At 55.2% G+C, this 26963-nt stretch carries 24 protein-coding genes; 12 read left to right on the top strand and 12 right to left on the bottom strand.

Translation table 11 applies throughout. The features are described from left to right. Nucleotides 1-2 precede the first annotated feature (2 nt). From cydD to ACOOFE_RS14935, 6 genes are all read left to right on the top strand, one after another. The gene (gene cydD, locus ACOOFE_RS14960) at nt 3-1808 is read left to right on the top strand and encodes a thiol reductant ABC exporter subunit CydD (protein WP_420410791.1); all 1806 of its coding nucleotides are present in this window, start codon (nt 3-5) and stop codon (nt 1806-1808) included. After that, nucleotides 1805-3490 (top strand): thiol reductant ABC exporter subunit CydC, encoded by a 1686-nt coding sequence (cydC, locus tag ACOOFE_RS14955; RefSeq protein WP_420410790.1) that lies wholly within the window; start codon nt 1805-1807, stop codon nt 3488-3490. The genes cydD and cydC overlap by 4 nt, the downstream gene beginning before the upstream one ends. 154 nt (nt 3491-3644) lie before the next feature. Then, complete coding sequence (locus ACOOFE_RS14950) at nt 3645-5249, top strand: cytochrome ubiquinol oxidase subunit I (protein WP_420415585.1); 1605 nt, start codon at nt 3645-3647, stop codon at nt 5247-5249. Between the two features lie 6 nt (nt 5250-5255). Next, nucleotides 5256-6413, top strand: coding sequence for a cytochrome d ubiquinol oxidase subunit II (gene cydB / locus ACOOFE_RS14945; RefSeq protein ID WP_420410789.1), 1158 nt, complete (start codon nt 5256-5258; stop codon nt 6411-6413). Between the two features lie 23 nt (nt 6414-6436). Beyond that, nucleotides 6437-6556, top strand: a complete 120-nt coding sequence (cydX, locus tag ACOOFE_RS14940; protein WP_420410788.1) for a cytochrome bd-I oxidase subunit CydX — start codon at nt 6437-6439, stop codon at nt 6554-6556. Between the two features lie 202 nt (nt 6557-6758). Then, on the top strand, nt 6759-7769 hold the full coding sequence (locus tag ACOOFE_RS14935) for a BMP family lipoprotein (RefSeq protein ID WP_420410787.1): 1011 nt from the start codon (nt 6759-6761) through the stop codon (nt 7767-7769). A 66-nt stretch (nt 7770-7835) separates the two neighbouring features. On the opposite strand, the gene ACOOFE_RS14930 is transcribed toward ACOOFE_RS14935, so the two are convergent. After that, a complete protein-coding gene (locus ACOOFE_RS14930) occupies nt 7836-8378 on the bottom strand; it encodes a peroxiredoxin (protein WP_420410786.1) in 543 nt (180 codons plus the stop codon). A gap of 260 nt (nt 8379-8638) precedes the next feature. Then, nucleotides 8639-9637, bottom strand: a complete 999-nt coding sequence (locus ACOOFE_RS14925; RefSeq protein ID WP_420410785.1) for a DUF6134 family protein — start codon at nt 9635-9637, stop codon at nt 8639-8641. A gap of 159 nt (nt 9638-9796) precedes the next feature. Here ACOOFE_RS14925 and ACOOFE_RS14920 point away from each other — a divergent pair, with 159 nt between their 5' ends. From ACOOFE_RS14920 to ACOOFE_RS14910, 3 genes are read left to right on the top strand one after another with little or no spacing between them, the layout of a single operon-like run. After that, nucleotides 9797-10270, top strand: coding sequence for a TRAP transporter small permease subunit (locus tag ACOOFE_RS14920; protein WP_141187054.1), 474 nt, complete (start codon nt 9797-9799; stop codon nt 10268-10270). Continuing rightward, entirely contained in the window at nt 10267-11826 is a 1560-nt protein-coding gene (locus ACOOFE_RS14915) for a TRAP transporter large permease (RefSeq protein ID WP_420410784.1), read from the top strand. The genes ACOOFE_RS14920 and ACOOFE_RS14915 overlap by 4 nt, the downstream gene beginning before the upstream one ends. Before the next feature lie 19 nt (nt 11827-11845). Further along, nucleotides 11846-12910: a TRAP transporter substrate-binding protein gene (locus tag ACOOFE_RS14910; protein WP_420410783.1), complete on the top strand. Its 1065-nt coding sequence runs from the start codon at nt 11846-11848 to the stop codon at nt 12908-12910. A gap of 193 nt (nt 12911-13103) precedes the next feature. Here ACOOFE_RS14910 and ACOOFE_RS14905 read toward each other — a convergent pair whose 3' ends face one another. The 4 genes from ACOOFE_RS14905 to ACOOFE_RS14890 all read right to left on the bottom strand — a co-directional run bounded on the left by ACOOFE_RS14905 (nt 13104) and on the right by ACOOFE_RS14890 (nt 17994). Further along, nucleotides 13104-13352, bottom strand: a complete 249-nt coding sequence (locus tag ACOOFE_RS14905) for a hypothetical protein (protein ID WP_420410782.1) — start codon at nt 13350-13352, stop codon at nt 13104-13106. Nucleotides 13353-13387: 35 nt separating this feature from the next. Further along, on the bottom strand, nt 13388-15280 hold the full coding sequence (locus ACOOFE_RS14900) for a Na/Pi cotransporter family protein (RefSeq protein ID WP_420410781.1): 1893 nt from the start codon (nt 15278-15280) through the stop codon (nt 13388-13390). Nucleotides 15281-15292: 12 nt separating this feature from the next. Beyond that, nucleotides 15293-16864 carry an inorganic phosphate transporter gene (locus ACOOFE_RS14895; RefSeq protein ID WP_420410780.1) on the bottom strand — a complete coding sequence of 524 codons (1572 nt, stop codon included), beginning with the start codon at nt 16862-16864 and terminating at the stop codon, nt 15293-15295. Between the two features lie 248 nt (nt 16865-17112). Continuing rightward, nucleotides 17113-17994 carry a DMT family transporter gene (locus ACOOFE_RS14890; protein WP_420410779.1) on the bottom strand — a complete coding sequence of 294 codons (882 nt, stop codon included), beginning with the start codon at nt 17992-17994 and terminating at the stop codon, nt 17113-17115. A 205-nt stretch (nt 17995-18199) separates the two neighbouring features. Between ACOOFE_RS14890 and dusA the strand changes: the two genes are divergently transcribed. Beyond that, nucleotides 18200-19219, top strand: a complete 1020-nt coding sequence (dusA, locus tag ACOOFE_RS14885) for a tRNA dihydrouridine(20/20a) synthase DusA (protein ID WP_420410778.1) — start codon at nt 18200-18202, stop codon at nt 19217-19219. A 146-nt stretch (nt 19220-19365) separates the two neighbouring features. On the opposite strand, the gene ACOOFE_RS14880 is transcribed toward dusA, so the two are convergent. From ACOOFE_RS14880 to ACOOFE_RS14865, 4 genes are all read right to left on the bottom strand, one after another. Then, nucleotides 19366-20079, bottom strand: coding sequence for a retropepsin-like aspartic protease family protein (locus ACOOFE_RS14880; RefSeq protein ID WP_141187049.1), 714 nt, complete (start codon nt 20077-20079; stop codon nt 19366-19368). Continuing rightward, complete coding sequence (locus ACOOFE_RS14875) at nt 20076-20261, bottom strand: DUF1289 domain-containing protein (protein WP_420410777.1); 186 nt, start codon at nt 20259-20261, stop codon at nt 20076-20078. Before ACOOFE_RS14875 ends, ACOOFE_RS14880 begins: the two co-directional genes overlap by 4 nt. Nucleotides 20262-20338: 77 nt before the next feature. Continuing rightward, on the bottom strand, nt 20339-21496 hold the full coding sequence (locus tag ACOOFE_RS14870) for an alpha/beta hydrolase (RefSeq protein WP_420410776.1): 1158 nt from the start codon (nt 21494-21496) through the stop codon (nt 20339-20341). A 31-nt stretch (nt 21497-21527) separates the two neighbouring features. Beyond that, on the bottom strand, nt 21528-22289 hold the full coding sequence (locus tag ACOOFE_RS14865) for an adenosylcobinamide-GDP ribazoletransferase (RefSeq protein WP_420410775.1): 762 nt from the start codon (nt 22287-22289) through the stop codon (nt 21528-21530). Between the two features lie 222 nt (nt 22290-22511). On the opposite strand from ACOOFE_RS14865, the gene cobT reads away from it, so the two are divergent. Continuing rightward, a complete protein-coding gene (cobT, locus tag ACOOFE_RS14860; protein WP_420410774.1) occupies nt 22512-23537 on the top strand; it encodes a nicotinate-nucleotide--dimethylbenzimidazole phosphoribosyltransferase in 1026 nt (341 codons plus the stop codon). 23 nt (nt 23538-23560) lie between these two features. Here the strand turns inward: cobT and ACOOFE_RS14855 are convergent, their stop codons facing one another. Beyond that, entirely contained in the window at nt 23561-25111 is a 1551-nt protein-coding gene (locus tag ACOOFE_RS14855) for a sensor histidine kinase (protein ID WP_420410773.1), read from the bottom strand. A 217-nt stretch (nt 25112-25328) separates the two neighbouring features. Here ACOOFE_RS14855 and ACOOFE_RS14850 point away from each other — a divergent pair, with 217 nt between their 5' ends. Further along, nucleotides 25329-25913 (top strand): uracil-DNA glycosylase family protein, encoded by a 585-nt coding sequence (locus ACOOFE_RS14850; protein WP_420410772.1) that lies wholly within the window; start codon nt 25329-25331, stop codon nt 25911-25913. A 23-nt stretch (nt 25914-25936) separates the two neighbouring features. Here the strand turns inward: ACOOFE_RS14850 and ACOOFE_RS14845 are convergent, their stop codons facing one another. Next, on the bottom strand, nt 25937-26893 hold the full coding sequence (locus ACOOFE_RS14845; RefSeq protein WP_420410771.1) for a sulfurtransferase: 957 nt from the start codon (nt 26891-26893) through the stop codon (nt 25937-25939). Nucleotides 26894-26963: the final 70 nt, after the last annotated feature.

The raw sequence follows: 26963 nt of genomic DNA, 5'->3' as shown, positions 1-26963 counted from the left end.
TGATGAAACGACGTAATACCAAAAGGACCGCGGCGTCCGGCGCTGAATATAGACCGGGAGAGGGGGCGCAGGCGCCGATTGGAGTTCCAGGGCCAGACGAGGCATCTCAATTGCGCCGGGCCGGACGGCTCCTGGCAATTGCGGATCTTTTTTGGATTCCACAAGCCGCGCTGATCGCATATGCCGCTGCATCGATGCTTGAGCCATTTTTGCTCAGCAGCAAACCGCTTGATTCAACAGGTGCTTTGATGCCTGTTTTTGCAGCTGCGGTTGGCGTGGTGATGCTCGCCCTTTTGCGCGTTGGTCTTCAGTCTTTTGCTATGAATATGGCGCGCCGCGCCGCGCGCACCGTTCAAAGCGTTGCCCGGACCAGCCTTTTGGCCGCTGCTGCAAAAGTCTCACCGTCGGCGCTGTTTCCGTCTTCTGGCGCCTTTGCAGCGCATTTAACCGAACAAGTCGATCTGCTCGGGCCATATTACCGGAATTATCTGCCACAGATGATGCGGGTGAAAATCGTGCCATTGGTGATCGTCCTGGCAGTGCTGCCGATCAGCTGGATCGCCTCAATCATCCTATTGATCTGCGGCCCGTTGATCCCGTTGTTCATGGCGCTGATCGGGATCCGAGCGAAAAAGGCGAGCGCGGATCAACAGGACGAACTGACCCGGCTCAGTGGTACATTGCTGGACCGGATCCGCGGCTTGGAAACCCTGACGCTGTTTGGCGCCTTGGACCGCACGCAAGAAAACGTGCGTCAAGCCGGTGACAGCTTTCGCCGGGGCACGATGAATGTTCTGAAAATCGCCTTTCTGTCTTCCACGGTTTTGGAATTGTTTTCCGCGCTTGGAATTGCCTTTGCCGCTGTCTATATCGGTTTCTCACTGCTCGGCGACATCTCCTTCGGAACGTGGGGCGTTCCACTGACGTATTGGGGCGGTTTGTTTGTGTTGCTGCTGGCGCCTGAGTTTTTTGCTCCCTTACGCGGATTTGCTGCGGCCTATCATGACAGAGCGGCGGGTCTGGCTGCACAGGAAAAGTTGACGGCCCTGACACGAGACTTGCCACAGCCGGAGAGGCAGGTGTCAGAGGGTGCTTCTGCCACACAAGATGGCGGCCTCTCGGCTCCGCCAGCGATCCATTTTGACGGTGTATCGATTTCTTATGGCGAGCGGCCGATATACGAAGACTTTGATCTTCAGATTGCGTCCGGCCAAACGGTACTTTTGTTTGGTCCAAGCGGCAGCGGAAAAACCACGTTGATCGATGGCATCCTCGGATTTCATTCGCCAAACAGTGGGGCGGTTCGGATTAACGGTCAGAACCTTGATCCGGACTTTGCCCACCAGCTTCGCCAAAACACCATGTGGCTCGGTCAGGCACCGAAGCTGTTTCACGGCTCTTTGAAAGCCAATTTGCTGCGGGGCGCCAACCCGGAGAATAAGGTCAGCGACGACAACCTTTGGGCTGCATTGCAGTTGGCGGGGGCCGAAACGCTTGTCCGCGGATTGCCGCGCGGTTTGGCAACACCGCTTGGCGAAGATGGCTTCGGTCTGTCGGTGGGGGAAATCCGCCGGATCGCGCTGGCCCGCGCAGCAGTGCGCAAGAGTGCTGCTCTGTTACTGGCAGATGAGCCAACCGCCGGCCTTGATGATGAAACTGCCGCGGATGTGATTTCCGGTTTGAAGAAACTCTGCGAAGGCCGGACAGCTGTGATCGCGACCCACAATCCGGCGGTTTTGGCTTTGCCGGGACAGAAGATCGATTTGGCCCGCTATGCCGGGGCCAAGGTGATGGAGGCGATCGTATGACCGCCATCTGGACCTTCATTTGCCGCCAATATCGGCACAACAGGCTATCCTTCTGCCTTGGGATTTTGGCCGCACTCATTCCGGCAATATCTGGTCTGCTTCTCCTTGGTGTGGCTGGCTGGTTTATCACCGTTGCCGGAATTGCCGGGGCGACCGGCATCTTTCTGAATATCTTTGTGCCGAGCGCCCTGATCCGGGCGCTGGCAATTTCACGCACAGCCGGCCGGTACGCCGAGCGCTTGCTGACCCACGATGCGACTTTCCGGTTCTTAAGTGATCTCAGGAACAAATTGTTCTCCGCGATGGCTGACCGGTCCGCAAGGGGACAACGCTCCGGGCTTTTGTTGAACCGGTTGACCGTCGATATTGCGGCCCTGGATGGGATTTATCTTCGGCTGGTTGTCCCCTTCGCGGTTATTGCTGTGGTGACGGTAGGGTTGATTGCCGTATGGTTTTCGATGCCGGTGATCGTGGCGATCAGCGGAACCTTGTTCTTGGTAATCTGGACAGGGCTTGCTGTTTTCGCGGCAAAAACTGCGGATGTAAATGCAGCCCGGCGCGCAGATGCCGCAAGCGAAGCTATGCGGCTGCGGGCAACAGACATGGTATCTGGTCGCCGGGATCTTTCAGTGTTTGGTGGATTGGCGCCGGTAGCCGAGACCATAGTGACTGCAGACACACGGCAAGGTGCTGCTGAAGACATAGAAGAGCGCCGATCTGTTCGCTTAACGTGTCTTTCCACAGCTGTCGGACAAGTCTTCGTAGCCGTTATGCTGATAGCTGTTGCTGCGGCCGTTTCTACCGCCGACCTTTCTCCGGGCCTTGCCATTGGTCTGGTGCTTGCTGCCATCGCTGTTCCCGAAGTCTTCGGATCCATTCTTTCCGGCTTGATTAAACTGCCGCGCATGGAGTTGGCTGCAAACCGGACCAACTACCTTCTTGAGAAGGACACAGTGGCGACGCCACGAAAGACACCGGTTGAAGAGCGTTTTGCGCCTGAAAACGACCAGTCCCAAGCAATTTTGAAATTCGATTCCGTTTCATTCCGCTATCCTGGAGCAGAACGGGATGTTTTGGACAATCTGGCGTTCGAAATCGGTGAGAAAGAAACACTGGCGATTGCCGGGCGAAGCGGGTGCGGCAAAAGCACGGTGGCAGCGCTGGGAGCACGGCTTCGCAGCGCCGGGCAGGGGCGTATCCTGCTGAATGGCCGCGATCTTGCCAGTATCCCGGAAGCAGAGTTGCGTTCAAAAGTGACTGTTCTCAGCCAGCGGCCGCATCTCTTCAATGATACGGTCGCAGCGAATCTGCGGATCGCCAATCCGGCAGCAACGGATACGGAACTTTGGATCGCATTGGCGCAAGCCGCCGTTGCCCAAAGAATTTCAGAAAGCCCGGACGGCCTGGAAACGGTGCTCGGTGAGGGCGGGCTTGGCCTGTCGGGCGGTGAGCAAAGGCGCCTTGCTTTGGCGCGCGCTTTCCTGACCAGTCCTGATTTGTTCATCCTTGATGAGATGACCGAAGGGCTGGACGCGGACACAACAATGGATGTTCTGGAACGGTTTTTTTCCTTCCGCGGACGGGCGGCCGTCTTGATGATTGCCCACAAGCGTATAGAGCTTGAATCGGCTGGCAGTGTCCTGTTCCTCAACCAGCGAAAACTGGATCTGGCGGCCGAATAAGCCGGCTATTGTTTCCCTTTTGGAACAAAATTCGCCTGCATTTTTGTAACCTTATGCAATCCTGCGTCGAAACTGCCGCATTGACCTCTTCTCGAGCGTAAGCCACGATCCCCGTTATGTGCTCAGGCCGTCCCGGCTTGAAAAGGGGGAAATGATGGAACTCAGTGTCGTCGACCTGTCGCGGCTGCAATTTGCCATGACAGCTCTCTACCACTTCTTGTTTGTGCCATTGACCATTGGACTGTCAGTCCTCCTGGCCACGATGGAAACGGTCTATGTCATGACCGGCCGCGAGATCTGGAAGCGGATGGTCAAATTCTGGGGCACGCTCTTTGGCATCAATTTTGTGCTCGGAGTTGCGACCGGGCTTACCATGGAGTTCCAGTTCGGCATGAACTGGGCTTATTTCAGCCAATATGTCGGCGATGTCTTTGGCGCGCCACTCGCCATCGAAGGGCTGATGGCCTTCTTCATGGAGGCGACCTTTGTTGGTCTGTTCTTCTTTGGCTGGGATAAGTTGTCGAAACGCCAGCATTTGGCGGCCACCTGGGCGGTGGCGCTCGGCACCAATTTCTCCGCACTCTGGATCCTGATCGCCAACGGCTGGATGCAACACCCGGTCGGCGCGATGTTCAATCCCGACACCATGCGGATGGAAGTGACCAGCTTTTTCGATGTGTTGTTCAACCCGGTGGCACAGGCCAAATTTGTGCATACGGTTTCGGCTGGATATGTCACCGCAGCGATGTTCGTGATTGGGATCTCATCCTGGTACCTGCTTCAGGGCCGGCACATGCAGATCGCCAAGCGGTCCGTCGCGATTGCTTCGGCCTTTGGGTTTGCTTCCGCATTGTCTGTGGTCGTACTGGGTGATGAAAGCGGCTACGAAGCCAATTTGAACCAGAAGATGAAACTCGCCACCATTGAAGCGATGTGGGAAACCGAACCGGCTCCTGCCGCGTTCAACGTGGTTGCCTGGCCGGATATGGAAAAACGCGAAAACGCTTTTGCTATCGAAGTGCCTTATGTCATGGGCCTGATCGCGACCCGGTCTCTGAACACGGTCATTCCGGGGATCAAGGAGCTGGTCGATCGGTCCAAGGACCGTATCCGGCAGGGGGCAGTTGCCTGGGATGCCTTGCAGAAGATCCGGGCCAATCCGGCCGAGGCGGATGAGGACCTGCGGGAGACATTCCAGCAAAACGCCAACTCGCTTGGCTACGCCTATCTGCTGCTGCCATTTACAGACACGCCAATGGAGGCGACGACCGAGCAGGTTGAGGCTGCGGCCTGGTCCACAGTGCCGAATGTCTGGCCGATGTTCTATGCATTCCGGATCATGGTCGCTTGCGGCTTCTTCTTCATCCTGCTGACTGCGGTGTTTTTCTATTACTCCTCCTCCGGCCGGCTCGACACGTTGACCGAAAAACGCCGCTGGATCTTGCATATCGCGGTCTGGTCGATCCCGCTTCCCTGGATTGCCTGCGAAATGGGATGGTTCGTTGCCGAATATGGCCGGCAGCCCTGGATCATCGAAAGCATGCTGCCCACCTCGGCAGCGGTTTCCAGCCTGTCTGTAACCGAAGTGCTGCTGACGCTCGCCGGATTTATCGCGCTCTACAGTGTGCTCCTGGTGATCGAAATCGCGCTTATGATCAAATACATCAAAATCGGTCCCGACGATGGAGAGGCGGCCCCGTCTCACCAAAAACCGGTGCGGCCTGCTGTGTCAGACGCAACCCCAGTTCCAGCGGAGTAATCGGTCATGATCCTTCACGAATTCATCGATTATTCGACCCTGAAAATGATTTGGTGGCTGCTGCTCGGTGTTCTCCTGATCGGTTTTGCTGTCACGGACGGCTTCGACATGGGGGTCGGAACGCTGCTGCCCTTCATTGCTGGAACGGATATTGAGCGCAGGGTGGTGATCAACACCATTGGCGCCACATGGGAAGGCAATCAGGTCTGGTTTATCCTCGGGGGCGGAGCGATTTTTGCTGCATGGCCACCGCTTTATGCGATCAGCTTTTCCGGGTTTTACCTCGCCATGTTCATTGTGCTCGCCGCAATGATTCTAAGGCCGGTGGCTTTTAAATACCGCTCCAAGCGGCCTGATCCTGCCTGGCGCAATGCCTGGGACTGGGCGCTCTTTACCGGCTCTTTCGTCCCGGCCCTGGTTTTCGGAGTGGCGGTTGGCAACGTTCTGCTTGGTGTGCCGTTCAGGCTCGATCCGGACCTTCGCATGACCTATGAGGGATCGTTCTTTGATCTGTTTTCACCGTTTCCGCTGCTGTGCGGCCTGTTATCCGTCACCATGCTTGTCATGCATGGCGCGGTCTGGCTGGTGATGCGGACTACGGGTGAAATTGCTGTCCGGGCCCGCCGGACGGGGACGCTCGCCGCTTTGTTGGGCATTCTGCTGTTCGGGGCTGGCGGCTATCTGGTTGCAACCGGCTTCGTTGAGGGGTTCCGGATTACCTCTGATGTCGATCCAAACATGCAGGCCAACCCTCTTGCCAAACAAGCGGTGATCGAAGGGGGCGCCTGGCTCCGAAACTACGCTGCACATCCGGTTCTTTGGCTGGCGCCGGTTTTCGGTTTTGTGGGCATGGCCGGCACTTTGATCCTGCTACAGACCCGGCTTGAAATGCCGATCTTTGTATTTTCCAAAATGGCTGTTTTCGGCAACATCGCGACTGTCGGTGTGTCGATGTTCCCCTTCATCTTGCCGTCTTCTGTTCAACCGGATGCCAGCCTGACCATCTGGGATGCATCGTCTACTCATCGCACACTCTTCAACATGCTGGTGGCCGTCATCATCTTCCTGCCGATGATCCTCCTCTACACGGCCTGGGTTTATAAGGTGCTGTGGGGCAAAGTGGATGAAGAGACCATCGAACGTGACAACCACACGGCCTATTGAGGCTCACTACAAAGGAGACATCCATGTGGTATTTTGCCTGGGTTCTTGGAATGCCACTGGCTTGCTGCCTGGCGATTTTGAACGCCATGTGGCTCGAGTTGCGTTCCGATGATGAACAGCGCCGGATGAAAAATGGCAGCTAAAGACCGGCTTATGTTAGGTAAATTTGCGAATTGTCTAGCAAAAACAAACAGCTTTAGTGTTGCAGTGTTGGACGTATTTACCGAATTGTAGCTGTTTATTGTTTCGGTAATACGCCTTAAGTGCACGTTTCTCTGTTGCTCAGTTGCAGCTGAGTGGGCGAAGCGCTTTGAAATTGTCAACGCCACCTGCTGGATGTGCGGAATGCTGAAGCAGTTTTACCTGGCATCGGGGCTCGCGCTTTTTCTTCTAGTCTCAGGATTCGTTTACAGCGCTCCTGCTGAACCTGTTGGTGTGGTTATCTACACCAATACCAAAAACGATGGGTCCTTTAATCAACTGGCTGCCGAGGGGTCTGAACGGGCTGCGGGAGAATTCGGTATTTCCTTGCGCGAGTGGAGCAGCACAAGCAAAGAAGAAACGCATCAGGTTCTTTTGAACTTCGCGGCTGATGGCGTGACACATGTCTTGATCCTCGGTTTTGAAAACTCCGACGCGGTTCGTGACGTGGCGCAGAAATACCCGGACATCAAATTTACGATCATCGATGCAGCCATTGCTGACCTTCCCAATGTGCGGTCGGTGTTGTTTGCCGATGATGAAAGTGGATTTCTTGCTGGCTATGTGGCCGGGCTCAAAACTGAGACTGGAACCGTTGGCACAATCGGCGGCATGGACATCCCGCCTGTCCGGCGGTTCATGTGCGGGTTTGCTGCAGGCGCGAAACACGCAAAGTCCGATGTAGAAATCCTTTCAGCATTCATTGGACAAGACATCTTGTCCTTCCGCGATATTCAACGTGGCAAACTGGTTGGCAAAGAAATGTTTGCCCAAGGCGCTGATGTTGTGTTCGCAACGGCCGGATTGGCCTCAGAAGGGGTGGCAAAGGCTGCGAAAGCAGCAGGTGCATTTGTCATAATGGTGGATGACAACCAGAATGGCTTTATTCCAGGAACAGTTCTTACCAGCGCTTTGAAACGGGTGAATGAGGCTGCCTACGACAGTTGGAAGTCTGTTGCAGATGGCACGTGGTCCGGCGGTTTGAAAGTTCTATCCGCAAAAGACAATGGAATTGGCTGGGCAGTAGACGACCACAATCGGGAGCTTGTTGCCGATATCGTGGATGATGTGGACGCTGTGACTGCCGCACTCGCCAACGGTGATATTGAAATCATGCCTGTTGATGGCGTTTCCGGTTGCGCTGAAGTTCTTTAGTTTCAGTCAAACAAAAGCCCCGGAACTGGTGTCCCGGGGCTTTAAAAAATCGGAAAAGCAGAAATCTTAGGCGGCTTCAACCTTAGAAGCTTTCAGCTTCTCCAGGATGTTCTGCGGAGAAGAGACGCCATACGGGTCGGTTTCGCAGTTGTCGGAGAAACCTTCCTCTTCAAACCACTGGTCCACGGTGCCGTCATTGACGATCGCACCATACCGCCAGGATCGCATGCCGAAGCCCAGATTGTCTTTGGCAACCAGCATGCCCATCTTACGGGTGAACTCGCCGGAGCCGTCCGGAATGACCTTGACCTTGTCAACGCCCTGAGCTTTGGCCCAAGCGTTCATGACGAATGCGTCATTGACGGAGATGCAGTAGATCTCGTCGACACCTTCAGCCTTGAACTCATCGGACAGCTTTTCAAAGTCCGGCAGCTGGAATGTGGAGCAAGTTGGTGTGAATGCACCCGGAAGGGAGAACAGAACAACCTTCTTGCCTTTGAAGTAGTCGTCGCTGGTTTTGTCTTCCCAGCGGAACGGATTCGGGCCTTCGATGGATTCGTCTCGAACGCGGGTGCGGAAGGTGACAAAAGGAACTTTTTTGCCGAGCATTTGTATATCTCCAATACGGATCGTGGAACAGACTTTCGGCCGGCCGGGAGGCTGACAAGCCCTGAGGTGGAGGAATAGGGATTTGGCCAGGACCGGGCCGAAAGAAAAAACCGGCTCCGACCTAGCGCATTTGCTGCGTTGCGGCAAGATAGGATTGCAAATTAGAATGCGTCAAATTTGCAATTGGTGGAAATTGCCGTGGACGATTTTGAGATCAGTTGATTCATCTAACCAAAAGACGTTGGCACCCAATCAGTTGACTAGTTTTTTCCAATGAGTTGAACGTTGAATGCAGTGCCATCTTCTTTGCCTTTGAGTTTGGCGAAATAGGCGAGGCCGGAGTTCGCAGTGGCAAACCATATGTCCATAGGATTGCCGTCACCAGCTTGTAGCCGATAATGACGAACTGGGATTTGGAGCTCGCCGGAAGAAAGGTGTTTTGCGCCCAAATACTCCGTTTTGGCCTCAAATACCGACATGTTTTCTGTGTCGAGTATGCGAAACGATGATGGAAACTGTTGGTTGTTCCGTTGCCAAAAGAGGGGGAGGCTGATCAGGGTTGTATCGAAGTGGTCAGGTTTCAATCGCTGGTGCTTTGGATTGTTCTTTTCATCAGACAAAAGAATTTCAGCAACTGCCATCGTTTCTCCAGCGTACGGCACCACGGAGGCAACGACTTCCTTGGCGAGGCCGATCAGCTCTTCGTTTTCGATTTCCTGTTGGTTTTTCATTTGTGCCGCAAAGGCAAGATACTCTCCGCCTGAATGTTCAATTTTGGTCCAATAGGTTTTCTTGCCGTCGGATAACTTGTTGGAAGCTTCCAGAAGAAGGCCTGTCTTCGTCACGGTTTCTCGCAGATTGCTGCGGATATCGATTTTGCTCAGGAAAAATTTTGTCTGAATGCGTGTTGTCAGTTTGTATCGATAGCCGCCGTCGGCGTTGGCACGCTGGTCAAGGTCGAGCGTGCCGACCGGCTTTCCATCCAACTGGACTTCATATTTTAACTGAGTTTCTGACGCCGCTATTGATGCGCTGGAAAACAGGAACGCAACAGCAGCCAGAGCTTTGCAAACTCGAAGGTGAGGGAATGCCATAATGAATTTTGCCTTTGACAATTGAATTGTTGGGCTGTGTTCGAAGAAGAGCTGGATTTCGGCAAACGGGTGATCCTTGAACGTGGGCAAATACCCCGCGCGACAAATTGAGCTCCTCCGCAAACCACGCGTAGAATATATCGGCGAACGAACGTTCGTTTGCAATATGTGATATTGATTTTTTGTCTGGTTGAATTTCTGCGCTCAAAATGGCGGGATAAATCAGCTGTATATGTACATCTATCAATGAGCTGACTAAGGTGCAGGCGGCGTGTCGGAGCACACCCGTTCGGTTTAATCGGATAATCGATTTCGGAATTAGGAATGCGGAAAGTTTTGTCTGCGGTGCGTTGGTTATGCATCGGGCTCGCGTCGATTGTCTTCGTGTGCCAGCTTGCCATGGTGCTGATGCGTTATTTGCTCGGTGTCGGGTTCGTCGAACTTCAAGACGCCGTCAGCTACTCGTTTGCGGCGCTTGTCGCCTTGTCCGTTGCAGTGACCTTTGACGCAGATCGCCATGTGCGGGTTGATGTTTTCCGGCAAAATTGGTCTTCCCGGATCAACCAAAAAATTGACTGGGCCGGGGATCTTCTGTTGACCTTGCCAGTCTTCGGACTGATGGTCTGGACCGCCTTTCCCCTTGTGAAGAGTTCTTGGGTGATCCTGGAAGGCTCGCGCGAAACTGGAGGTCTGCCGGGGCTTTTTGTTGTCAAAACCTGTCTCGTGATCCTGCCGGCGCTGATTGTTCTCATGGTTTTGACACGGCTGGTCTCTGCAGTGCGGGGACGCTCTGCATGACCCCTGACATCTTGTGGCTTTTTGTTCTGGCGCTTGCCGTTTTTGCCGGGATTTTGTCGGGTGTACCGGTGATGCTGGCCATTGCAGGGGCTCCGACGCTTGTTGCGTTGGTTGCTGCAAGTGCCGGTCAATTCGACATGGGGTATTTTCAGGCCGTCCCCCAGCGTGTCTTTGGCGTGATGAGCAATCCCTTGCTTTTGGCCGTGCCACTTTTTGTGCTCATGGGTTTGCTGCTGGAAAAATCCCAGCAAGCCGAAAAGATGCTCAAAAGCCTGACGGCGGCGCTCGGCGGAAATCAATCCGCCCTGGCATTGGCCGTGGTGCTGGTCAGTGCGTTGATTGCGGCCTCCACCGGCATCATCGGTGCGACCATTGTTATGCTGGGCACCATCACGCTTCCGGCACTTTTGAACGCCGGGATCAACAAACATATGAGCAGCGGCCTGATTTGCGCCAGCGGCACACTCGGCCAGATCATCCCGCCATCGATCGTTTTGATCCTGCTCGGTGACCAGGTCTCCAATGCCTATTTTGAAGCCCAGCAGGAGGCTGGCAATTTTGCGCCGGATCCGGTGACGGTCGGCGATCTGTTTGCCGGCGCTCTGCTTCCTGGATTTCTGCTGGTTGCATTTTATGCAGGTTATGTGCTTTTGCGCCTGCGCGGTAAGGCCTCTGAAACCGACGCCCCCCCGGCCAAATCAGATGCTTCGATCCTGGAGCTTATTAAAAACATTGCGCCGACGCTCGGCCTGATCGTTGCCGTGCTGGGCAGCATTTTGGTCGGCGTGGCGACGCCGACGGAAGCGGCAGGTGTTGGCGTTGCGGGCGCCCTGGTGATCGCTGCAGCCGGGCAGGGGCGGAAAACTGCCCAAATCGCATCCGCCTGCGCTGTCCTGGCGGTACTGCTACTGGCGTTGCGCCAAAGCGGGATCTTCGGCTTGGAGTTTGACGGCGGAAAGATTGCCTGGACCGGCGCAACGATCATCTCACTGACGTTGATAGTTCTGCTAGGCGCATTGCTGGCGGCTGTGATTGCCGCGCTGCCGCGCCGCGAGGTTTTGGTTTCCGCGCTGAGTGAAACGGTCGTCATCACCGGCATGATCTTCGGCATCGTGATTGCAGCCAGCATTTTGTCGTTGGTGTTCCGCGGTTTTAACGGTGATGAACATGTTGCGGAACTTCTGCAGTCCTTGCCCGGCGGTGCATACGGAATGTTGCTTTTGACCATGTTGGTGATCTTCCTGCTTGGCTTCATTCTTGAATTCGTCGAAATCATCTTCATTGTGGTGCCGATCGTCGGTCCGATCATTTTGCAAAGTGACATCAGCCCGGTCTGGTTTGCCGTCCTGATTGCGCTTAACCTGCAGACATCCTTCTTGACGCCACCGTTTGGCTTTGCCTTGTTCTATTTCAGATCGGTTGCACCGGATGCCATCAAGACCCGGGACATTTATGTCGCGGTTCTGCCGTTTGTGGTCCTGCAATTGTTCGCTCTGGCTCTTGTTGCCGCCGTTCCGGCGATGGCGACTTGGCTGCCGGACGTCTTGTTCAAATAAAATCCGAGGGAGACTATCGATGAAAAGACGCGACTTTCTAAAAACCGGTGCCGTTGCCGCACCGGCGGCGATGCTCGCAGCGCCTGCCATTGCACAGGGCAAGATCGAGTGGAAAATGCCGACATCGTTTCCGGCTAAGGCGCCGGGCGTTGGCACTAATGCCACCACCTTTGCCGCGCGCGTCAACGCCATGTCCGATGGTCAGTTGACTCTGAAAGTCTTTTCCGGCGGCGAGTTGGTGCCACCGTTTGGCGTCGAAGATGCCGTTGAACAGGGCACGGCCGAGATCGGCCACTCAACACCCTATTATGCTGCGTCCAAGAACTCTGCCTTGCATTTCTTCTCCGCCATTCCCTTCGGCATGACGGCCGTTGAAATGACCGCCTGGCTCCAGTTTGGTGGCGGCCAGAAGCTCTGGGATGAAATCTATGCCGAACGCGGTTTGAAGCCGTTCTATTCCGGCAACTCTGGTGTTCAGGCAGCCGGCTGGTTCAAAAAACCGATCAACAGCCTTCAAGATCTTGCCGGACTGAACATGCGGATCGCAGGTCTCGGCGGGGAAGCCATGCGCAAACTCGGCGTCAACGCCGTTCTGCTGCCGCCTCCGGAAATCTTCCCGTCTTTCCAGTCCGGTGCGATTGATGCTGCAGAATGGGTTGGCCCGCTCCTGGACCAGGCGTTCGGTCTCCAAAAAGTGGCCAAGCACTGCTATGTCCCGGCCTTCCATGAACCGTCTGCCGCTCTAGAAATTGTCGTCAACAAAGATGCTTTTGACGGACTGCCGGCACATCTACAGGCGGTCATTGAAAACGCTGCCGCCGCTGCCTCTGTCGAGACGACCGCACAGTTTGATTATTTCAACGCCGTCGCATTGAAGAGCCTTAAGGAAGATGGCGTTATGTTCGGCGCGTTCCCAGACGATGTGATTGCATCGCTAAAACCGGCTGTAGCTGAAGTCATGGCGGAGAATGCGGAGGCCAACCCGCGCTTTGCGGAAGTCCAAAAGAGCTACAACGCGTTTTTGGATCTCGCCAAGGACTATGCGTCCCTAGTCAAGGAAACGACGTTCACCCAGCGGGTCTAAAACCCTGCACGAACCAACGGGCGGGATGTCCTCCCGCCCGATTGGTAACAAGGCAGCGTCGCCTAGTTGTCCACGGTATGAAGTTGAGAAGAATAGAAACGCATTAACAATGCATCTGTAGGCTTAGCTGTTTTCATGCGAAGACCCATATAAGGCGTTGCCTTGATTTGGTATTCGACCGAAAAACAGAATCCTACTGCACTTTTTTAAGCAGCCAATTGGCGCGCTCCAACTGTTCCGACACAATAGAGAGTTTGCTTTTGAGACGCTTTTTTTTGCTGTCTTTTGAGCACTCGGCAAGATCACTCTTAAGCGCCTTTTCCTTGGAATGAAGCTTGGCGATCACCTTTTCGACATGAGCAGATTTGATTTTCTCAACTTTGCCCCGTTCGAGCCGGCCGTAGTAGTCGTCGAGTTTTTCAATACTCTTGCCTAATCCCATCGGTCTTGATCCACTTCATTCATAGTAGGGACCACCTATCTATTCGGGTGGCTGCGGTGTTTGGGGCGGTCAGATGCAGACTGTCTGACGGGTTTCGCCGCTTTGCGGGGCGCGCCAACTTGGTCTTCGTCGTCTATGGCCCGCTCCAAGACTTCGTCTTCGTCCAGTGCGAGGATCCGTTCGACCTCGGCCATCGCCGTTTCCGGCTCTATGTGAGAAGCCCGCGTTGCCTCAAGAAGGTCGCGCATCGCACTGTAGGCATAATTTGAATCATTCAGGAAAGACGTCGCCGCTGACGCACTGATTTGCCGTTTTCGGATCAGGTCTTCCACCGTTGAGAAGGTGTCGCGTTCGTCTGTTTCCACCAGGATCCGTTCCATATCCAGCCACAAGCTGCTGCGGTCATCCGGTTCTGCTAGGTCCAGTTTGTGGATCTCGACCAGAACCCGGGCAATTTGGGTCCGAAGGTCATTGTAAAGGTCGGTTATGACACCGCGATGACGGAGTGTGTAGCCGGTCGCATTTCGCCGAAGGTGTTTGATTGCCTTGACGGCGCGCACGATCCGGCCGGCTGCGTCGCGCATCATATAAATGTCGTCCATCACATCGGCAGGTAGGTCCTGAGCTCCGACCCGTGTCGCAAATTCGACAATCGCCGAATACAGCGTTTTGACCCGGCGTTCATAGCGATCGTCAATATCGAATTCTACTGGCGTTGTACTGGCGTCAACCAGTGCGGCGATGTCGGTTGCGTTGAACAACTCATGACGGTGCAGATTAAGGCCGTGGACGATCAATTCGACGGCATTTTCATAGAGATGGCCGACTTCCTGGCGCATGGCGATCTTGATCGTGGCTGGGAATTCATCGACCGCTTTAGACAAGTGTTTCGGCCGGCTTGTGTCTTCTGCAGGCTCGGCGATAACCCGTTCAAGAAAGACTATAAGCGGACGCATCAAGGGCAGCATCAGAACCACGCCCAAGACATTAAACACCGTATGAAAGACGGCAAGCTTCAGCGCGTAATCCGTGTCGGCAATGCCAACATGGGTGCTGATATAATCGACGCTTTCCCTGAGTGTGCCGATGAAGGCGAGTGCCACACCGGCTGTTACTAGATTAAAAATAACATGTGCAAGCGCCAGGCGTTTGCCTTGATAGTTTGCCGTTAGTGATCCGATGATCGCCGTGATGGTCGTGCCAATGTTGGCGCCAATCGCTAGGGCCAGCGCATTTTCATAGGATATCTGAGCTGCGGCGAGGGCGGTGATAATCAGCACCATCGTTGCATGACTGGACTGCATGACAACGGTGGCGGCTGCACCAATGGCGGTATAGGTGACCAGACCGAGCAGGCCGGTCAAAGCGAACCGTGTGAGATCGAACTGATCCTTGAAGGATTCAAATCCGACCTTCATGTGGTGGATTCCGAGAAAAAGGAAACCAAGGCCCGCGAGAACAAATCCGGCGCCGCGTAGATACTTGTTGCTTTGAAAGACCAACACAATGGCCACTGCAAGCATCGGTAAAGCGTAAGCGGATATCTTGACCTTAAGTCCAAATCCCGCCACCAGCCAGGCACCGGTTGTGGTGCCGATATTGGCGCCAAAAATGATCCCGACACCTGCAACCAGTGTGATCAACCCGGCACTGAGGAAGGAGATGGTGATCACGGACACCAGGGAACTGGATTGCATAATCGTTGTTGTGACTATTCCAAATCCGAGGGCCTTGGGGATGGAACCCGTCGCCTTCGCTAGGGCCGTCTCCAAAAAGCCACCGCTGAACAGCCGGAAACCGTCCTCCAGCATGAGCATACCGAAGAGAAAGATGGCGACACCAGCAGCGATTTCCTGAAAATCCGAGCTGGCCCAAAAGCCTAGGCTCAGCGCCAGCAAGATCGCCGGAAGGAGTAATTTCTTCATCATGGCGATAATGTCCTAAGGCAGCATCATCCCACGAAGGACAAAATAGAACAACGCCGCCAGAAACGCCGAAACAGGAACGGTGATGATCCATGCTGAAACAATCTTCAAAAGAGCGCTGCGCTTTACCAATTGGCGTTTCAATGCTTTTTGAAGAACCTTACGCTCTGCGGCATCGATAACGGCTTCTGAACCCATTTTCCGCAACTGGCTCAAGATCCGCTTTTTGTCTTCAGCGGGGGCATTCTGGAAGTTCATCAGCACTTGTTCGACCTCATCGAAATTTGGGTCATCTTTGTGGTGCTGCATTACATTTTCGATAACACCGCCGAGCCGTTGTTCTAGGAACTCGCGCAAAAAACCAACCCCGAACACGGCACCGAGTGCGACATGTGTGGAACTGATCGGCATGCCCAATTGGCTGGCGATGATCACCGTGATCGCCGCGGCCAAGGCCACGCAAAAGGCGCGTGACCTGTCTAACTCCGTGATTTCCGAGCCGACGGTGCGGATCAGTTTCGGACCGAAAAGAGCCAGTCCGACGGAGATGCCGAGCGCACCAATCACCATCACCCACAGCGGAATGGCAACCTTGGCGCCGCCATCACCGGCGGTCAGCACGTCAACAACCCCAGCAAGAGGGCCAACAGCATTGGCCACATCATTGGCACCATGGGCGAAGCTCAACAGAGCTGCGGACAAAATCAGGGGGATTGTGAACAGCCGGCTGACACCCTCGCGGGTATTGTCGAGCCGGGGAACGGCTTTTGTGATGACCGGTTTGACCAGAATGTAAGCCAATAGGGCCACAACCAATCCCGCCATCAGAGCGGTTGGAAAATCGATCTTGATGATCTTTTTGATGCCCTTAAGGGCGATGTAGGTTGTGAATGCGCACGCCATGATGGCGATCATGAAGGGCACCACTTTTTGGGCGGCACTCAGCGGATCCGTTTTGAAAAAGACAAGCCGTTTCAGGGAATAAAGAAAAAGCGCTGCGATCAATCCACCGGTGACTGGCGACGCCACCCAGCTGAAGGCAATCTTTGCCATAGAATCCCAATTGACGATGTCCCAACCTGTGGCGGCGATCCCGGCACCGGCAACGCCGCCAACAATGGAGTGCGTGGTGGATACCGGTGCGCCCAGCCAGGTCGCCGCATTGAGCCAGATGGCTGCCCCCATCAAGGCCCCCATCATCACCCAGACAAAAACATCCGGGTCACCGACATTGTCGGGATCAATGATCCCCTTTTTGACAGTCGCCACGACATCGCCGCCAGCAATAATGGCCCCGCCCGCCTCAAAGATGGCGGCAATAAATATTGCCCCAGTTAGGCTTATGGCAAAGGAGCCAACGGCAGGCCCCACGTTGTTTGCAACATCGTTCGCCCCGATGTTGAGGGCCATATAGGCTCCGATGACCGCTGCTGCAACCAATAGATAGAGCTGATCAATCCCGGCGAATTTGGCGCCGGTAAACACCATGACACCGACAATAAAGAGAACGGCAGTCCCAAGCCGGCCGACTTCAGTCCGGCTAATATTTGCCGCACGTTCGATTTTCCTAAAGTCCGATGCTTTCATCTTGGCGGTACCTCAATGAAATTGGTTCATACCGACGGAAACAGGTCCCTAGACGTCGATGCCTACTCGGAGACGTCGAGGTTTGCTCGAGACCAGTTCGTAACTTCCAAGGCAAAATGAGCCGGCTAAGCGACTTAGCGTCAGGGATGGTAGTCAATCTGATCGCTATCCGGGTTGACCCAGATCAACATGGACTGTTGGATGTACTCGAAGAAACACTTGGCGGGATGTTCGCAAACCAGTCGAATTTACCGGCCGGCTTTTTGTTCCCGCAACACGATGAAAATGCCGCTTGCGACAATGACCGCCGCACCGGCGTAAGTCGCCATATCAGGAATTTCACGCCAGAACAGCCAGCCAAGCAGGGTGGCCCAAAGAAGCGCAGTATATTCAAAGGGCGCGATTGTGGCGGCAGGCGCCAGCCGGAACGCTTGGGTAATCATGGTGACGCCGGCCGTTCCAAAGACGGCAATTCCGAGGAACAGCCCGATATCGTCAAGGTTTGGTGTCACCCAGACAAAGGGCATGGCAATCGCGGTCAGCACCCCGCCGGTGATCACCTGATAGAGCATCAAGGTCCAGGCGCTTTCACTTTTGTCGAGCCAGCGCGCGCTCAACATGAAAACAGCATAAAGAAAGGCCGTTATGAGCGGCAGAATGGACGCTGTCTGAAAAGTTCCAGCGCCTGGCCGCACAACAATGACAACGCCGATGAACCCGGCCAGAACGGCCGACCAGCGCCGCCAACCCACCTGTTCTTTTAAAAACAAAGCGGAGATGGCCGTAATGAACACTGGCGCGATGAACACCAAAGTGGTGGCTTCCGCGAGGCCGAGGTATCTCAGGCTGGTGAAAAAGCATGTCGCGGCCAATACCCAGACAATTCCGCGCAAAAAGTGAGCGACCGGTTGCCGGGAGACCAGCGCCGATGGGCCCGACAGTTTCCAGACCAAAAGAACGACGATCGGCAGGGCAATCAGGTTTCTTAAAAACAGGATTTCGAGGACCGGATATCCGCCTGTGAGTTCCTTGGCGATCGCATCGCTGATCGACAAGCTGCCGATGCCCAAACAGATCAGGAAGAGGCCCGCCCGCGCATTGGACGGGGCATTTGAAGAAGACGGTGCCAAGGGAAGAAAACTCCGAAAAGAGAGCCAATTAATCATTGAGACTTGGGAGAGGCAAGCACGATGATCCGGATAGTGTCTCCGATCGTGCTTTTTGGGTCGCCACAATGTTCTTCTGGACAGGATAACCAGGGAGGGAGCTTCACACATTGGACCTGCGAAAAATCCGGGTTTTGCGTCTTGGGGTGCCAAATGATATGGAGGCGCCATGACAACCGATGACCGCCTTTACACCACCCATCATCCACGCTTCGCCGTGGCGCCGATGATGGAGTGGACAGATCGCCATTGCCGGGCTTTTCACCGGCAGCTGTCAAAGCATGCTCTGCTATATACCGAAATGGTCACCACGGGCGCGGTGATCCATGGCGACCGACAGCACATCGTCGGCTTTTCAGATCTGGAACATCCGATTGCCTGTCAGCTTGGCGGATCTGACCCCATAGCCATGGCGGAGGCGGCCAAAATCGTGGCTGACTTCGGCTACGACGAGGTCAACATCAACGTTGGCTGTCCATCCGACCGGGTACAATCCGGGCGCTTTGGTGCCTGCCTGATGGAGGAACCGCAACTGGTTGCCGAGTGCGTTGCCGCCATGAAAGACGCGGTGGATATTCCGGTCACGGTGAAATGCCGGATTGGCGTCGATGATCAGGACCCAGAACCGGCGCTTGATGCTATGGCCGATGCAACCTTTGCCGCCGGTTCCGACGCGCTCTGGGTGCATGCCCGCAAAGCCTGGCTCAAAGGACTGAGCCCGAAAGAAAACCGGGACATTCCGCCGCTTGATTATGACCGGGTGGTCTGCTTGAAACAGCGGTTGCCGGAGAAATTCATTGGGCTGAATGGTGGGCTCGAAACACTGGATCAGGCACAGCCGTATCTGGAGACGCTCGACGGCTTGATGTTTGGCCGGGCAGCGTATCACACGCCGCAGATCATGGGCGAAGTTGACCGGAGGCTTTACGGCGCTGAAACCAATGATGTCTCGCCTTGGGAGGCCGTGCGCGGCCAAATGGCCTATCTGGACGATCAGCTGTCGAAGGGCGTTAAACTCGCCCATATGACCCGGCATATGCTGGGTTTGTTCCATGGCCGTCCTGGTGCGCGCTCCTGGCGCCGTATTCTGACAGTTGAAGCGATCAAGCCGGGGGCGGGCGTAGAGGTGGTTGAACGGGCTTTGGCGGCCGTTAGTCCCGCCAATTTCGATGCGGATGCAGCAGAATAACTTTCAGCCATTCGTGCCGTCCCGGACTTGATCCGGGACCAACTTTTGTGACCTTGCCTGCAATTTGATTGTTATCGGGTAAGATCCCGGACCTTCGCTGTGCGTCGTCCGGGAATGCGCAACATTCGCCAGCCGGGCTGTAGATCCTACGGTGTCATGACCAGGCGGTCGCCTTCGATCCGCCAGCTTCTCAAGCGGTCAAGCGCGGTCATGCCGAGCAGGCTTGAATCCAAAGATCCGTCACGGGCTACAAAGCCTCGGATGTTGCGCAAGGTGTGATCGCCAATTCTGAGCGTGTCTATACGAACAGGCGCCACCAAGGTCCGGCCGTTGGCGGTTGACACGGGCACCGAGAAAGACAGGTCCCGTTCCTTGATCCCGGCCCTTTGAGCGTCCCGATAGGTCAGCACAACGGCACTGGCACCGGTATCGAGCAGAAACCGGGTTCGGCTGCCATTGGTTGCGCCATCAACAACAAAATGGCCGCCGGCATCGCGGACAATCAAGATAGTTCCGTCCGGTTGCGTGACCGCCATGCCGGGAGCGAGAGCTCCCAAAACCCGGTATCCGGCTTGCACGAGATCGTGTTTGTAGGTGTAGCCGAGCACCAAAATGAGACCGAGGCCACCCCAAAAGAGTGTGCCTTGAAGAATGTCGCGCACCTTTGGCTGGCCGAAGATGAAGCTTGCCAAAAACACAAAGGCGAGGGCGGAGAGGGCGACAACACGGGGCCCGGTGTCATCAAAATTGAGGTTTTCCGGATCGGTTGGGTCGCCGAAAATGTAGTAAAACAGAGCAGCGGCAATGACCGTGATCAGCACAACGAGCACAAACCCGCGGATCTGACTGCGGCCATTCATCGGCCTGTCCCCGTATTTACGGCAAGCTTCGACCGGCGGGTGTCGAGTTCGTCCAAAACGGACTGCCGCTTGGTATCAGAGAACCCGCTCCAGCCGGCAATTTCGTCCAGCGTACGAAAACAGCCGATGCAGAGCTGGCTGGCTTGATCGATCTGGCAGGTTTTGATGCATGGTGACTTCATGAGGGCGATATGGGACTCAAATGTGGCCGTGCCAAGATCGCCATTCGGTTGCAATGGCTGGATAAGCTTTGGCGAGGTCAGTTAAATGGGCTGGTGACGATTTTTATCGGAAGAGCGACTGTATTGCCGACAAAGTTGCCAAGGTTTTCTCCGCGATTAACAGGCCCAGCAATACTGGCAACTTCTGTTAGTCCGCTGGAAATCAAAGCTTGACGTAATTCGGGAGAGAATTGAGCCAGGGCCGCAAACTTGCTGTGACTTGATGTTTGATCAGATTGGAGGTCCGTCACATCAACCACAATAGCCCCAAGTTCGGCAAGCTCCTCGTCATCCGAATAGGCGCCTAGGCGCTCGATGCCACCAGCAACTCTGCGAGATATCCTTAAGGCGCTGTCGTCTCTCGAAACAACGATAATGTAAGGATTGCGAGGAGGGCCGTTGCGCCGCAGTGTAGATTTGAAGAGATCAATATCGATATCTGGTGCCGCCATGACCACAAGTTTGAGTTTCCGGTCGAGGGACTGGAACTGCTGGCGGGTCATTTGCCGGCCAGTTTCCATCAACAGGTAGTTCCCCATTGAGTGGGCAAGGATCGAGATTGTTTCTGCGTCGCTTTTGTTCAGCAACTGAAGCGTATCGATCAAACTGTCCCGTGCGATTGCTGCGCTGTTGAGGTCATAGACATATCCTGTGACTTGTCCGCGGGAGGCCCACGTAAACAGGACAGGAACTACATCGGCTTTTGAATCGTGAACGAACTGCGTCAGCCGGTAAAGCCCTTCAGAATACATCGTATTGTAGCCGTGGATGAACAATAGGATGTTGCGCTGGCCTTTCGGTCGCTTCCGCAGTTGCTGGTTTAACCGGGTTAAAAAGGCCTGCTGGCTTTCAACGTAGCCGGCCTCGCGGGCGACAAAGTCTGTGTTCGGATTTCCAGGTGCCGATCGCGGCCATTCGATGGCACCAGGTTGGTGCGTAGGCGGGACAGAGATGCTGGCTTTTGCAAAACTTAGTGTTTCAGACCGGTTGCCGTTGAAGTAGGTGTCTGGCCGCGTGTCTTTTTCGCGGGTCGTGGCAATCAGGATATCATGGACTTCCGCCTTTGGCGCTGCCTGAGTGCTGATGGCAAGCGCGCCCGTTTCGGGCCGGCTGCCGCACGCTGTCAACAGGACCGCCAATGCAATGGCCAAAACAGGCACTCTGATTGCCGCCAATTTGGACTCTGTACTTACCATCAATGGCCGCGCCTTTTCCCAGCGGAAACTGTCAGATCACCATAAGCAAACCGGTCAGGAATCCAAGCCCGCTCAGCTGTTGAATTGCACCAAGGACATCCCCCGTGGTGCCCTTGATTTTCTTAAGAGCCAGGTGTCCCGCTGATAGCGCGACGATTGCTCCTGTAATCAGGCCGAGCGCCAGACCTGTCAGCGATACGCTAAAAACCGCCGGGAGGATCAGGACCGCAGTAACGAGCAGCGCTTGGCGAAGAGCCTCTCCATCCGGTTTCCCGAACCGGGCGGCAAGTCCGTCGGGCCGGGCAAGCGGGTGGCGGTTCCATTGCCAGACCAGCAGAAATCGGCTGACGGCTTCGCCGGTGACAACAAGCAAAACAGCATCGGCAACAGAAAAACGGTCAAGCAACGTCGTGATTAATGCGACCCGCAGAAGGATAGCAAATATCAACGCAACGGCGCCAAAGGCACCGATCCGGCTGTCTTTCATGATGTCGAGACGTTTCTCGACAGTAGCTCCGCCGAAAAAACCATCTGCAACATCGCTCAAACCATCTTCGTGAAGGGCTCCGGTGACGATGGTGAGGACAGCAGCCACTGCGACTGCAATCACCAAAGCCGGCAGGTCTGTCATGCCAAGAAGCAGGCCCGCGCCAGCGGCAGGCAGTGCGACAAATGCGCCAGCCAAGGGAGCGGCCCGGGGGATGCGGGTAAAATCGGGCAGTGCCGCTGGAGTGTCAGATGTGTTGACCGCAGGCAGCGGCAATCGGGAGAAGAATCGCACACATGCGGCCATATCCGCGAAGAGCTCCCTCATCCTGGGGATGAAGACCTTCGATTGATCCCAAGAAAACTCCGCTATTGATTTAGATGAAGTTTCAGTATTTTGGTCGTTTTCAGGCCGCATAGTGACCGGTCCGGAACTTGAGTTTTGCCAAGACCGGGTTATAGAACGGCAACCGAATGAGACCAAGGGGCAGGTGAAATTTCCCGCTCCTCAACCAGAACCGTGAACATCATGTCCATGTCCGAAACCGCGCTGCCGTTCGATGATATCCGCAACCTTGTGAAGTCCATGCCGGGACCCGACGAAGAAGCGTTGCAAAAGATCAAGGCGCGGGATGCGGAGTTGACAAAGCCGGCTGGGTCTCTAGGGCGTCTGGAAGAGATCGCCGAATGGCTGGCCGCCTGGTCTGGCAAAGCCACTCCGAAGGTCAGCCGGCCGATGGTTGCGATTTTTGCAACAGCCCACGGCGTTGCGGATGAAGGTGTTTCGGCGTTTCCAAGCGCGGTCAACCGGCAGATGGTTGAAAACTTCGCAGCGGGTGGCGCAGCCATCAATCAGATCTGCCGGGTCAACGACATTGGCCTGAAGGTGTTCGACCTCGCCGTCGATATGCCGACGCCGAGCATCACTAAGGAAGATGCGCTTGATGAAGCCAACTGCGCAGCGACCATGGCCTATGGCATGGAAGCTCTGGCCGGCGGTATTGATCTGATCTGTCTTGGCGAAATGGGCATCGGCAACACAACCGTGGCAGCCGCAGTTATGAACTGCTTGTTCGGCGGCACAGCGGCTGACTGGGTTGGCCGCGGGACTGGCGTTGACGACAGCGGTCTTGCGCGCAAACGCGAGGCAGTTGAACAAACCGTTGCCCGTTTGAAGGGCGAAAAGGATCCTTTGGAGGTTCTGCGTAAGGCGGGTGGGCGCGAAATTGCAGCCATGACCGGCCTGATCATTGCGGCGCGGCTGCAGCGGGTTCCGGTGATCGTGGATGGTTTTGTTGCAACAGCGGCAGCGGCCGTAGTTTATGCGCTTGATCCAGAAGGGCTTGATCATTGCCTCTTTGCGCATGTCTCGGCAGAACAGGCGCACGCCAAAGCGCTGACCCACATGGGCAAAGACGCCCTATTTGATTTCGGAATGCGCCTTGGTGAAGGATCTGGCGCCGCACTCGCAGCCGGGATCGTCAAGACGGCCGCTGAAGTCCATTCAGGCATGGCGACCTTTGCTGATGCCGGTGTGTCTGAAAAGTCAGATTAGAAATCTGCAGAATTACCTGGAAGTTAGGCTGAGCGGGCGCTGTCGAGGTCGAACGTGCCGCTTTCCGTATCTGCCCAGACAACGTCTGGCGAGTAATTCATTATCCGGGCGCGCGGCAAGGTCATGATGGCCTCTGTGCCAACGCCAAGCTCGGATTTGATGACAAATTTGCCGTCATGCATATGCACCAGTGCTTGGACAATGGACAGGCCGAGGCCAGTGCCCGGCTCTGCGCTTTTGATGGCGTGAGAGCCTTGGCCGAAGGCCTCCAGGACAATCGGAATTTCGTCTTCGGGAATGCCGGGACCAGTATCGGTGATGGACACATACTGGCCATCATCGCTGGTCCGTCCGACCTTGATGCGCACTTCGCCGCCAACAGGAGTGAATTTGACTGCGTTGGACATCAGGTTCAGCACGACTTGGCGCAAGGCTCGCTCGTCCGCCCAAACCCGTGGCATATCCGGCTCGTGGGTGTGATGCAGGATGATGTCCTTGGCGTTGGCGCGAACCTTCATCATGGTTCCGCATTCTTCCACCACGTCATCAAGGTACAGCGCTTCTTCTTGCAGTTCGTGACGGCCAGCCTCGATACGCGATAGGTCCAGGATTTCGTTGATCAGATTGAGCAGATGCTGCCCCGAGCCGTGAATGTCCTCTGAATAACTCTTGTAGGTGTCGTTCTTCATTTCTCCCAGAACCTCATCCTTCATGATTTCGGAAAATCCGAGGATGGCGTTGAGGGGGGTGCGCAGCTCGTGGCTCATGGTGGCCAGGAACCGGGATTTGGCCAGGTTGGCGGCTTCCGCACGGCGCCGGGCTTCATCCGACATGGCATTTGCGGTTTCAAGTTCCGCGATCAAGTGATCTTTTTCCGCCCGGTACTCCAGCATGGTGTTGGCGTTTTTTAGGAGCTGATTGCCCAAAATGAAGAAGAACCCCTGAGCGCCAATGGCCATCGCCGCCAACGTGTAATGGATTGGGTCGATTTGCTGCAGGAACGTTGCCGTAACCACCAAGGTCATCGGCAATGTGCTGACCAGAAGGCACCGGGGCAGGGTTGCCGATTGCATCGTGTTCATGGCTACGACGATCAGCAGCGTTGCGAAATGAAAAATCACAAAGCCGTCGCCGGCATTTTCCGATTGCGGCAATAGGAAAAACGATGCCCAGGAACAGCCATAAAACAGATCGCCAAGAGTGAATCGCCGGCGCCAATAAATCCGGGCTTTTTGGTCTGATGGCGCACGCTCATAGGTGTGGCTGGTGACCACCATAAACAGATGGGTACACAGCGTGAGAACCAACCAGGCACCGAGGAAAAACGGATTGAGCCAGATCACCGAAATCGCAGTGACAATCAGTACAAGCAGGGGAACCGCAAACGCGGCGTTGATCCGGGTGTCGGCAAAAAGATGCTGGCGTTCCAGTTCAAACGTTGAATGCTGACGGTCTGGAGCGCCAAGCCGGCTGCGGGGTGCACCAATTGACCGGGCCATCTCCCGGCGGCGTTGCGCGCGCTCGCGGTCGATTGCCTGGCTTTCGTCGTCTTTGAGTGACGCGGCGGTGTCCATTTGGCCTGCCCAAGGTGTTCAATTGGTTATTTCTATTATGCTTGTTTCTTCAATCTGACTCACCATTCCTTAAGATCATGCCTAGAATTGTGGTAAGCAAAGAGTTAACCGGATTGTTCAAATTAAATCATTGATTGGTATGCGGAAAATGGAATGCATCGCAACGCTGTCTAATGACATTCGGGCTTGCCGGATCTGTGTGGAGACGCCGGACAAAATGCCTCTGCCACATCAGCCGAGACCGGTGCTGCAGACATCGTCAAAAGCGCGAATATGTATTTGCGGTCAGGCACCCGGAACTCGTGTCCATAAAAGCGGAAAGCCATTTACTGATCCGTCTGGAGACCGGTTACGCGCCTGGATGGGGATTGGCGAAGACGTTTTTTATCACCCGGACAAACTTGCGATCGTTCCGATGGGGTTCTGTTTTCCTGGGCTGGATACCAAGGGCGGAGATCTGCCGCCGCGGCGCGAGTGCCGCAAAGCCTGGCATGACCGGGTGTTTGCAGCCATGCCGCAGATCGAATTGATCTTGGTGATCGGCCAATATGCGCAAGCCTATCACTTAGGTAACGCTCGAAAGGGATCGCTGACGGACACAGTCGCAGCGTGGAAAAGCTATTTCGAAAACAGCGGAACGGCTGCCAAGCCACGCGTTATTCCCTTGCCGCATCCGTCTTGGCGCAACAATGCCTGGCTTCGGAAAAATCCGTGGTTCGAAACAGACTTGCTGCCGGTCCTGCAAAAAGAGATCGCCCGGCTGTTGGGCCGGGCGCAAGGCGTGGGACCCGCCCACGTGTGAGCGTGTTCCCCAGGGGAGTTTTCCTAGTTTGTTGCCGTCTTCGCAGAAATCATCGGAAGGTCGCTTTGGCGGCTCCAGCCAACCATGCTGTCGTCATAAACCGCGACATTTTCGTAGCCAAGAAGTTCCGTCAGTACGAACCAGTTGGTGGCCGCCCAGTGGCCGGTGTTGCAGTAAGCAATGACCGGGTCCGACGAAGAAGCGGCAACCTCGGCCGCGAGTGTTTTCAACTGATCCTTTGACTTTAACGTGTTTGTGGCACGGTCGTAAAACTGGGCCTGATCGAAATGCGTGGCGCCTGGAAGATGTCCGAACCGTGTCGCATCATCATGTTTTTCAAGACCGTCGAATTGCGTTTGCGGGCGGCTGTCGAGCAGCAGTGCATTCCCGCCAACAAGGGATGCAACCTCATCCGTAGAAACAAGCAACTCCGGCCGGGGTTCGGCGACAAACATATCGCCTTCGGGAACAATCTCACCGGTTTCAACGGCATGTCCGGCCGAAATCCAGGCAGCGTACCCGCCGTTTAGGATCGAGACCTTGTCATGGCCGAGATATTTGAAGGTCCAGTAGATACGGGCTGCTGCACCAAAATCGAGATCGGACGTGCCGGCTGGCACCAAGACAACTGTCCGGTCTTCATGGACACCGAGTTCGGACAGGGAGGCTTCAAGTTTTTCAATGGACGGCAGAACACCTGTCACGTCGCCGCGGGATGTCCGCCAGTAGCCGGGGTATTCGCTCCAAACGGCGCCTGGAATGTGGCCCTTGAGATAATCTTCTTTGCCCGATTTGGCGAGCGGGGATCGAATGTCCAGAACAAGGAGGTCTTCGTCTTCCAAATTGTCATGAAGCCAACCGGTATTGACCAAAGGCGCAGCGTCCAGAGCGCGTGCCGCACCTGTCAGGCCTGTCAACTGGATCAGGGCTGCCAGAGCAACGGCTGCGAACGTCTTGAGGCTGAGGGACAGGCCGGACATTTTTATCTCCAATCCGAGCAGGGTTTTGGAATTTTTTTCTATTCTCAGCCTGAGATCGCACCAAGATCGG

Origin of the sequence: Roseibium sp. (assembly GCF_965216085.1) — a bacterium.
In the GTDB taxonomy this organism is placed as follows: Bacteria; Pseudomonadota; Alphaproteobacteria; order Rhizobiales; family Stappiaceae; genus Roseibium.
The sequence above is the reverse complement of the archived record's forward strand: the minus strand, read 5'-3'. Positions and strand labels throughout refer to the sequence as shown.

What these genes read in the sequence shown, in the direction of transcription:
- ACOOFE_RS14930 (WP_420410786.1), bottom strand. Translation starts at nt 8,378, where the DNA reads ATGCTCGGCAAAAAAGTTCCTTTTGTCACCTTCCGCACCCGCGTTCGA.
- cydC (WP_420410790.1), top strand. Translation starts at nt 1,805, where the DNA reads ATGACCGCCATCTGGACCTTCATTTGCCGCCAATATCGGCACAACAGG.
- ACOOFE_RS14920 (WP_141187054.1), top strand. Translation starts at nt 9,797, where the DNA reads ATGCGGAAAGTTTTGTCTGCGGTGCGTTGGTTATGCATCGGGCTCGCG.
- ACOOFE_RS14950 (WP_420415585.1), top strand. Translation starts at nt 3,645, where the DNA reads ATGGAACTCAGTGTCGTCGACCTGTCGCGGCTGCAATTTGCCATGACA.
- ACOOFE_RS14850 (WP_420410772.1), top strand. Translation starts at nt 25,329, where the DNA reads ATGCCTCTGCCACATCAGCCGAGACCGGTGCTGCAGACATCGTCAAAA.
- ACOOFE_RS14900 (WP_420410781.1), bottom strand. Translation starts at nt 15,280, where the DNA reads ATGATGAAGAAATTACTCCTTCCGGCGATCTTGCTGGCGCTGAGCCTA.
- ACOOFE_RS14905 (WP_420410782.1), bottom strand. Translation starts at nt 13,352, where the DNA reads ATGGGATTAGGCAAGAGTATTGAAAAACTCGACGACTACTACGGCCGG.
- ACOOFE_RS14845 (WP_420410771.1), bottom strand. Translation starts at nt 26,893, where the DNA reads ATGTCCGGCCTGTCCCTCAGCCTCAAGACGTTCGCAGCCGTTGCTCTG.
- ACOOFE_RS14870 (WP_420410776.1), bottom strand. Translation starts at nt 21,496, where the DNA reads ATGGTAAGTACAGAGTCCAAATTGGCGGCAATCAGAGTGCCTGTTTTG.
- ACOOFE_RS14895 (WP_420410780.1), bottom strand. Translation starts at nt 16,864, where the DNA reads ATGAAAGCATCGGACTTTAGGAAAATCGAACGTGCGGCAAATATTAGC.
- ACOOFE_RS14880 (WP_141187049.1), bottom strand. Translation starts at nt 20,079, where the DNA reads ATGAATGGCCGCAGTCAGATCCGCGGGTTTGTGCTCGTTGTGCTGATC.
- cydD (WP_420410791.1), top strand. Translation starts at nt 3, where the DNA reads ATGAAACGACGTAATACCAAAAGGACCGCGGCGTCCGGCGCTGAATAT.
- ACOOFE_RS14855 (WP_420410773.1), bottom strand. Translation starts at nt 25,111, where the DNA reads ATGGACACCGCCGCGTCACTCAAAGACGACGAAAGCCAGGCAATCGAC.
- ACOOFE_RS14910 (WP_420410783.1), top strand. Translation starts at nt 11,846, where the DNA reads ATGAAAAGACGCGACTTTCTAAAAACCGGTGCCGTTGCCGCACCGGCG.
- cydX (WP_420410788.1), top strand. Translation starts at nt 6,437, where the DNA reads ATGTGGTATTTTGCCTGGGTTCTTGGAATGCCACTGGCTTGCTGCCTG.
- dusA (WP_420410778.1), top strand. Translation starts at nt 18,200, where the DNA reads ATGACAACCGATGACCGCCTTTACACCACCCATCATCCACGCTTCGCC.
- ACOOFE_RS14865 (WP_420410775.1), bottom strand. Translation starts at nt 22,289, where the DNA reads ATGGCCGCATGTGTGCGATTCTTCTCCCGATTGCCGCTGCCTGCGGTC.
- ACOOFE_RS14935 (WP_420410787.1), top strand. Translation starts at nt 6,759, where the DNA reads ATGCTGAAGCAGTTTTACCTGGCATCGGGGCTCGCGCTTTTTCTTCTA.
- cobT (WP_420410774.1), top strand. Translation starts at nt 22,512, where the DNA reads ATGTCCATGTCCGAAACCGCGCTGCCGTTCGATGATATCCGCAACCTT.
- cydB (WP_420410789.1), top strand. Translation starts at nt 5,256, where the DNA reads ATGATCCTTCACGAATTCATCGATTATTCGACCCTGAAAATGATTTGG.
- ACOOFE_RS14915 (WP_420410784.1), top strand. Translation starts at nt 10,267, where the DNA reads ATGACCCCTGACATCTTGTGGCTTTTTGTTCTGGCGCTTGCCGTTTTT.
- ACOOFE_RS14875 (WP_420410777.1), bottom strand. Translation starts at nt 20,261, where the DNA reads ATGAAGTCACCATGCATCAAAACCTGCCAGATCGATCAAGCCAGCCAG.